This is a genomic window from Microcystis sp. M53603_WE2, from assembly GCF_030065435.1.
On the sequence record NZ_JASJFF010001271.1, the window covers coordinates 1 to 7,929 of the forward strand.

6 protein-coding genes are annotated in these 7,929 nt (G+C 38.0%); 3 read left to right on the top strand and 3 right to left on the bottom strand.

Annotated features, from left to right (window positions below; genetic code table 11):
• Nucleotides 1–121 precede the first annotated feature (121 nt).
• The 3 genes from PX481_RS26610 to PX481_RS26620 all read right to left on the bottom strand — a co-directional run bounded on the left by PX481_RS26610 (nucleotide 122) and on the right by PX481_RS26620 (nucleotide 3,289).
• Nucleotides 122–1,096 carry a methyltransferase domain-containing protein gene (locus tag PX481_RS26610; RefSeq protein WP_004159353.1) on the bottom strand — a complete coding sequence of 325 codons (975 nt, stop codon included), beginning with the start codon at nucleotides 1,094–1,096 and terminating at the stop codon, nucleotides 122–124.
• Between the two features lie 207 nt (nucleotides 1,097–1,303).
• Nucleotides 1,304–1,576, bottom strand: a complete 273-nt coding sequence (locus PX481_RS26615; RefSeq protein ID WP_004159354.1) for a hypothetical protein — start codon at nucleotides 1,574–1,576, stop codon at nucleotides 1,304–1,306.
• 222 nt (nucleotides 1,577–1,798) lie between these two features.
• Nucleotides 1,799–3,289 carry a glycosyltransferase family protein gene (locus PX481_RS26620; protein ID WP_353852235.1) on the bottom strand — a complete coding sequence of 497 codons (1,491 nt, stop codon included), beginning with the start codon at nucleotides 3,287–3,289 and terminating at the stop codon, nucleotides 1,799–1,801.
• A gap of 380 nt (nucleotides 3,290–3,669) precedes the next feature.
• On the opposite strand from PX481_RS26620, the gene PX481_RS26625 reads away from it, so the two are divergent.
• From PX481_RS26625 to PX481_RS26635, 3 genes are read left to right on the top strand one after another with little or no spacing between them, the layout of a single operon-like run.
• Complete coding sequence (locus PX481_RS26625) at nucleotides 3,670–5,040, top strand: ArnT family glycosyltransferase (protein WP_004159356.1); 1,371 nt, start codon at nucleotides 3,670–3,672, stop codon at nucleotides 5,038–5,040.
• Nucleotides 5,041–5,079: 39 nt separating this feature from the next.
• A complete protein-coding gene (locus PX481_RS26630; RefSeq protein ID WP_004159357.1) occupies nucleotides 5,080–6,684 on the top strand; it encodes a glycosyltransferase 87 family protein in 1,605 nt (534 codons plus the stop codon).
• Between the two features lie 20 nt (nucleotides 6,685–6,704).
• Nucleotides 6,705–7,562, top strand: coding sequence for a glycosyltransferase (locus PX481_RS26635; protein WP_004159358.1), 858 nt, complete (start codon nucleotides 6,705–6,707; stop codon nucleotides 7,560–7,562).
• The last annotated feature ends 367 nt before the right edge of the window (nucleotides 7,563–7,929 follow it).

The following is a 7,929-nucleotide window of genomic DNA, read 5'->3' on the forward strand; positions in this document are numbered from 1 at the left end:
ACGAAGAGAATAATGCAAGGTTTTTGAATGTCCCAATCCTATTTTCTTGCACTAACATCAGATTTTAACAGGTCAAAAGCCTTATTTTCAAAGGGTTTTACCATTATTCAGCAAGTCCTACTTAATCTTGATAGAAACGACTTTTTACTAAACAATAGGCTCTTTCATCGCCGTCACGACTGGCGGGATCGGAGTTTTCGGTATTACCTACTGTTATATAATCGCAAATTTCCCAGCCGGTTCGCTGTAAAATTCGGCGTAACCCGGCATTAGAAAAGATCCAATAGTTGGTGGAATCATTATTTGCTTCTAGTTCATCGAGTAAATAGGCTAGAGGAATCGCGGAAAGATCGACTCGATTAGCGGCATTACTCACCGTATTAAACTTAGTGACGCGGGTGCTAATCAGGCAATAATTGGCAGATTTTGCTAAGGTTTCGAGGGCATAGTAGGGATTTTTGAGATGGTATAAAATTCCTAAGAAGATGACTAAACTATAGCTTTTTTCTGGAAGGAGAAACTGGGAATCTAAGTTAACATCATGAATCTCCACAGAGGAAGAAAGAGCAGTTTTGAGCAGTTTAACCCCTTGCATAAGATTAAAGTTGGTAGGAGCGTAGTCCACTACCTGCACTTTACAGCCCAAAGATTCCAGAAAAAACGCCAGATCGCCATCGGCACAACCAATATCAACAATCGGTTTTTCCGAGATTAATTCTAGTAGAAAACGGTTTTTACCCGTTAATAGTAATTCGAGAATATCGAAGCAGGTTAAAGTGTTGTAAGGATACCAGCCAAAATTGTCGGGAGCGAGTTTTTCTTTTTCGGCATCTAATTGGACTCGAAACTGGCGGGACTTATTTTTAATGACGCTAATATCGAGAAGTTTCGGACTAATTTCTTGCAGTTCGGGAATGGTTAAGGATAACTGACCTAATCTTTCATAAAGAGCATTTTTTTCCCGAATCATTTCTTGTTTTTCTTGATTCAAACTCTTCAGATGATCTTTGAGAGAATCTCGTTCTTCAATTAAAGTCTCTCGTTCATCAACTAAGCGAGGATATTTCCAGAACTTAAGATATTTCTTGATTTTCATCTATCAATAGGGAGGAATTAATTTTACTGAGTTAGTCTAGGGGGTTTCTGGCTGTTCGATATTTTTACCAAAACCACTCTTATAATACCATTGATCGGGATCATTTGTCAATATATTTACCAAAAATTTTGAGTTTTAAAGTCAGATTATTATTGGCTTTTATCAAAATTAAGCTGAGAATTTTTGCAGATGATTTATTTTTAAGGATTATAGATTCGGGGTAACTTCCTTAGAGAAAAATTGACCTCCTGACTTGAAAGAGGGTGTAGGGTGTGGGGTGTGGGGTGTGGGGTGTGGGGTGTAGGGAAGGAAACCTCTTTCATCTGTGGGGGTGAAAATTTTTTCATCGGGACTGACTCCTGACTCCTCCAATTCTACCGGGGAGTAATGATTAGTTGCGATAATTTTCCAATATTTGGGAAAATCTCGACAATGGGGACAGTATTCAATCAAAACAGTGGTGGAGGATTTTCCTGGCATTCAGTCCAAACCAAGCCTCATCTCCGGGCAATCCGGGGAAAGAGGAGAGGTTGACCGTCATGACAGAAATTATATAGATTAAAATTAGAAAACTTAGGTAAATTGGCAAGATTTTAACTTTTTTCATGATCGAAGTTATCCCGCTTACATAATTAAAATTTTTTCTCTGCTTTTTAGACTTATTTTTGACAAATTTAGCAAGTTTGCCAGAGATATATTATCCTACTCGCCAGCTTCTTTGAGATACTGATTGATATGATAATTCGGGTTAACTTGACAAGAGTTCGAGCGCCTGTAAACGCAAGTTCCGTTAAAGCATTTCTCCCGTTGATAATCTCCGACCGCGGCAGTGTCTTGGTTAAATAATAGATAATTAAAATAAGGTTGTAGTTCCTCGAAATTTTGGTTATCTTTAAGGAAATAAATCGGTACATCTTGGTGTAAGTAGGCGTATCCCCCCGTGTACTGCCACGCCAATCCTTTTACTCCTAAACCGCACAGTTTTTTCTCGCTACTTAAATACTCATAGGCTTGTAATTGTCCGCCGTGGGTTTGCCAGTGAGTATAGCCCGGTTTTTGCCAAGGCGGTCCGAAATTAAAAGTCTGGTCCGTATTAAAACGCCCCGCCAACAACCAAGAGAGAAAAGCCCAAAGAAGTAAACTACTAAAAATAACGATAGTTTTGCCGGCGAGGGAACCTCGCATTAACGATAAACGCGAGACGAGAGTGGCGGTTCCCAAACCAGCGAGAATAATAATTAGTGGTAGGGCAGGGAACATATAGCGATATTCTTTGTGACCTAAAAAGCTGTGAGAGAGGATAATAACTAGGGCCAGAAGGGCGAGAATCCAGTGACGACGAGCAGCGATTGCACAGAAGACGAGGATCGGAAACAGCCACCAAGACCAATTGAGGGCTAACCAAGTAAAATATTGCTGCCAGGGGGATACGCCAAAACTATTAAATTTTCCTTCAAAAATATTAATCCAGATCAGTTTCCAAATCGATTGGAAGGGGGTGGACCAAGTGAAAGCGTCTAAAGCACCCCCCAGCAAAACCGGACCGATAAAACCGAGGGCAAGGGGCAGTAATTGTGGAAAATTTTTTTGTCTAACTTGATAAATGAGGGCGATGGCGATGGCAGGCAGTAAATGAAATCGAAGATAGGTGGTCAATCCATAGAAAAACCCTGTCCAATACAGTCGCTGACGAGAGGGGGGATTTTTGCCGTAACATCCTAAATAAACGCCGACTAGCAGGGAATAAGCGGCCATAACTTCGGTGAAGGCTTTCGGGGCAAAATAGATAAATTCAAACCAAATCGCACAAATACCGCCAGTGAGGATAGCGCCGGCCAAACCGATGCTTTCGTAGGCGATCGAGAATCCGATCCAAACGGGAATTAAAGATAGTAAACTGAGGAAAATCTTGATGCTGGCCAGATAGCCACTGGCTCCTTCCGAAAAACCAGCAGTTAGCTTCATAATCCCGCCAAGAATCCCCGGAAATAACCAAGAACGAATCCCGTCCCGAAAATCCCAAGGTATCATCCCATTGCCAAAAGCTAGTCGATGACCCTGTTCTAAGGTCTGAAAAATTTCATCCGGCCAGAGAATATTAGGATAAGAGAAAGCGGCATTTAGACGCAGGAAAAGCGCAAAAATAAGGATTAATAACAACCAAACTCTAGAATAATTTAACTGACGAATCATGTTGGCAACTAAGGACAAGATGTTTGCTTTAGGGGAAAATATAGGGATTTTTAACGGGGTAATTATTGTTACTGGGCTATCAAGCTAATGTTTTTTAGCATATTGCTGATGGTAATGTCAATCTCTTAAGTTATAGTTTAGTGGGGAGAAAGTGGGGAACTTTTCTGCCAGAAATGAGTCCCTTGCCTAGAGTTGGCTATAAAGATGAGTTTGCCCTTTGATATCCCTGAGAATTTACGAAGGAGAAATTATCGAGATGACTTAACCTCGATAATCGGGTATTTAATCGCTCTGGGTTTGTCAAAAAATTTAACCGTCAAACCATGATACAATAGCGCGGGTTCACCCCAAAAGATAAATAGCGAGCCAATTTCAGAATAATGCTGCAACGAGATTTTCCATTTAAGAATTTTGAAAAGTTTGATTACCGTCTATTTCTGGGTGTATTAATTACTGGATTAGGTTTTATCTTAAGATATTATCAGTACGATTCCTTGCCTCCCTATAACTGGACTCAAGATGAATTTGCCTTTGCTTGGAGTGGCATGAGTTTGATTCAAGATGGAGTTCCTACCAGTTGGTCTTTCCTCAGTCCCACGGATGATTTTTTGGTGACAGTTTGGGAAAAAACTGCTGTTCGTTATCGTTTTGTTACCCCTTGGTTTGATCATCCTCCCTTGTTTGGATTAATTGTGGGTATGACGGCTATTTTATCGGGAGCAAAGGAATTTTTTGACTGTAGTTTAACAGTAATTAGAATTCCTTCTTTAGTTTTTGGCACTCTCTCTATTTTCTTGCTTTATTTATTAGCTTTACGTTTGACTAATACCGGTGTGGCGATTATAACTTCTTTAATTTTTTCCACTAACCCCAATACGGTTTTTTTATCTCGTTTAGCAGTTAGTGAAAATTTATTATTATGTCTAAGTTTAGCGGTAGCAATTTTATTCCTTCAGTACGGTGAAAAGTCTCAAAAAAAGTATCTATACTTGGCTATAGTTCTAGGTGGTTTAGCACCTTTAGTTAAGGTGACAGGATTATATATTCTAGGTTCTCTAGTCGCTTTACTATTATTACAAAAAAATTGGCGAGATAGCTTAATCGCTTCTCTGACGGCAGTTTTATCCTTTGGTTTGTATTACCTTTACGGTTGGTTTTATGATTTTAGTTGGTTTTTAACTACTCTCCAAGAACATAAAAATCGCTTTACGGATTTTGCTATGTTAAAAAATCTAGTTTTACCTACAGTTTTTTTTGAGGATGGTTGGTTAATTTTTAGTTGGATCACTTTGCTGTTAGTTGCCAGATTTCCTTTGAAAATATCTAAAATACGATTAGTTATTTTTCCTATATTAATCTATACAATTCTTCTTATTTTTTCTGGCGCTCAAAGCCATTACTATGCTTGGTATGTAATTCCTTACTATGGATTTCTCTTTCTAGTGCTTGGTATATTCTTAGACGATTTTCGTAAAAACTCTGATTTTATCAGTGCTGCCACTATCTTTATTTTTCTTGTCGTTTGGTCGGTGAATTTAAATATTAAGGATTGGGTTTTGAGTTCCCCTTACGGTAGATATTACTTTATTATCGGAACGGCAATTATTTTAGGGGGATTTTTCTTTAATGATTTAACTGAGAAAAAATCGAAAATTTTAACTAATTTTGTCAAGATAATCATGCTGATCGTCTTTTTGGGATTGTTACTAGGTAATCTTAATCTTATCCTTAACTATAAATTGCCAAGTTAAGCGAGTAAAACTAAACAAATAAATCTTGAATTTTCAATTATGACAAACCTCAAACGTTTTCCACTTTCTCATCCCTTATTTTGGGCAATTACCTACTTTATTGCTTTGGGGATTATCTCGGTTATTTTAGGTCAAGATGTTAGTTGGGATTTACGCAATTATCATTTCTATAATCCCTATATGTTATTGACAGGAAGGTTTAAGTATGATGTCCTACCCGCACAGATACAAACTTTTTTTAATCCCCTGATTGATGTTCCCTTTTTCGTCGCTGTTTATTATCTGAAACTGCCTCCGATTGTCGTGGGTTTTTTCATGGGAGGATTTCACGGGTTAAATCAATGGTTAGTTCACCTAATTACCTATCATTCCCTCGATAAAGTTTCCGAAAGATACAAGATAACTCTAAGCATAGCGGCAGCGATTACCAGTATTTTTGGAGCAGCCTATATCTCGGAGTTAGGAACCAGTATTGGTGATAATACCACCAGTGTTTTCGTTCTGGGAGGATTATTTTTTATAGTTATTAGTTTAGGGAAAAATCTGCCAATTCCCTCTAAAAATATTCTTTTAGCTGGATTCTTATTAGGATTAGCAACGGGGTTTAAATTAACCAATGCTTTATATAGTATTAGCTTTTTGGTAGCTATTAATTTTTTACCTAATTCTTGGTCAGAAAAGTTACGCAATTTAATTCTATCAATTCTCTCAATGGCCGTGGGTTTTAGTCTCACTGCTGGTTATTGGATTATCCTAATGTGGACAAAGTTTGCTAATCCTCTTTTTCCCTTCTATAATAAAATCTTTCAATCTCCTTATATCGAAACCGACTACAATTTTAAAGGGATACAATATTTGCCTAAAGATATCTGGCAATGGTTGTTTTATCCTGTTTATTTTATCCAGAGACAAACTCTTGTCTCTGAGGTTCCTTTCCAAGATAGCCGATTAGCTATAACCTATTTATTGATAATTTTACTAATAGTAGTGATTATTTTTCGTGCTATTTCTAAGCGCAATCTATCTTCTGAACCTGACTTAACCCACGGTGCAGTTTTAGGGTTTTTACTGCCTTTTTCTCTGACCGCTTACTCTATTTGGTTAGTGGGATTTTCTATCTATCGTTATCTGATGCCATTAGAATTAATCACTCCCACTTTAATTATTTTGATTATTGCCTATCTTTATCCTCGCAAGAAACCATTATTAATCATAAATTTGGTAATATTTTCCTTAATTGTCACTACGGTTAAACCGATGGATTGGTGGAGAATGGGATGGTCAGATAATTATTTTGGTATCGATAGTCAAGCATTAAAACCCTACGAAAATTCCACGATTGTTATCTGGGGAGATGAAGGAACATCTTTTATCGTCCCTTATTTTCCCGCTTCGACTCGTTTTGTGAGACTCAAAGGCAATACTGGAGTCAGTGAGGGAACTTTAATGCGAAAAAATGCCGAGACATTTATTGCTAATACTCCCCCAGAATCTCTCTACATTCTCCAGACGGACTTTAATAAAAAATCCCCTGATATAGTGGAGGATTTAGCGAAGGAAAATCTCGTTATTGATTTCCAAAGTTGTCAACCCTTTCCCACCAAAATCGAAAAATTTAATCTCTGTCGTCTTCAGAAAAAGTAATTCTCTACCTTTTATCTGTAATGATTTATCTATTGACGGTTAACTACAATTGCGGGGAATTAATTAAGCGTTTAATCGCTTCCCTCAACGATGACTTATCTGCTACTCTCATCATTGTTAACAATTCCACTGAAGATAAAAATATCCAATCTTTAGCAGCGCAAAGAGTCAAGATTATTGAAGCGGGGGAAAATTTAGGATTTGGGAAAGGATGTAATCTAGGACTTGATTGGATTTATCAACAAGACAGAGAAGCTATCGTTTGGTTAGTTAATCCCGATGCTTACTTATTACCGGACTCTCTGGAGAAAGCAAGCAAATTTTTTCAGCAATATCCCGAAGTTGCCATCGCTGGTACAGAAATTTACGAACCGGATGGTAAAATCTGGTTTGGTTGGGGAAAATTTAATGCCAAAATCGGCACAATTAACGTGGTGGAGGAATCCTTAGACTATGGAGATAAACCCTATCTTATTCCTGACTGGGTGACGGGATGCAGTTTATTAATTAATTTCTCGAATTTTTCCACTTGTCCCCATTTTGATCCCGATTACTTTCTCTACTACGAAGACTTTGATTTTTCCCGAAGATACGCAAACCAAGGCTATTTAGTCGTTGTTACCAATCAGATTAAAATCATTCATGAACCATCTTCTATCACCCGTCGCTATGGTTATCTAAGACTAACTCATAATATCTATAGTTATCTTCTCAGTCTCGAAAAACATACGACTTTAACTATCCTTGTTTATCGCTTGCTGCGGATGAGTTTTATGTCTTTACTGATCCTTCCCATTAAACCCAAATTCTCCCTAGCTAAGTTAGAAGGAATTCAACTCTATTGTCAAAGAATTATCACTAAACTGCGTCTAGGTTGAAACCCGTATTTTTGCCGCTTCAGGCAGCAGGTATTATTCTTACTAAATCCTGTGTAAAAGCTATAGGAGAGCGGGGAGCGGGGAGTAGTGGTGATGGTGAGCTATCTTGCTGATTTAGTCTGACAGGTCTAATGACCAGAAAAATCAGGAAGAGTGAGCGATTCATGTTAATTTTTATCTCAAATGTCGGGGTGAAGACCGGAAGCGCTCAGCGCGACGGGATGAAACCCCGACCAATATAAAAGAGCGAAGCACGACTAAAATCTTGACAATCTCTGCTGTATAGGTTAACTTAAAATAAGTTGTTTGAGGTCGATAAACAATGATTATCTTAGAAATGAAAGCAGTGGTCAAACCAAGTCAGTCT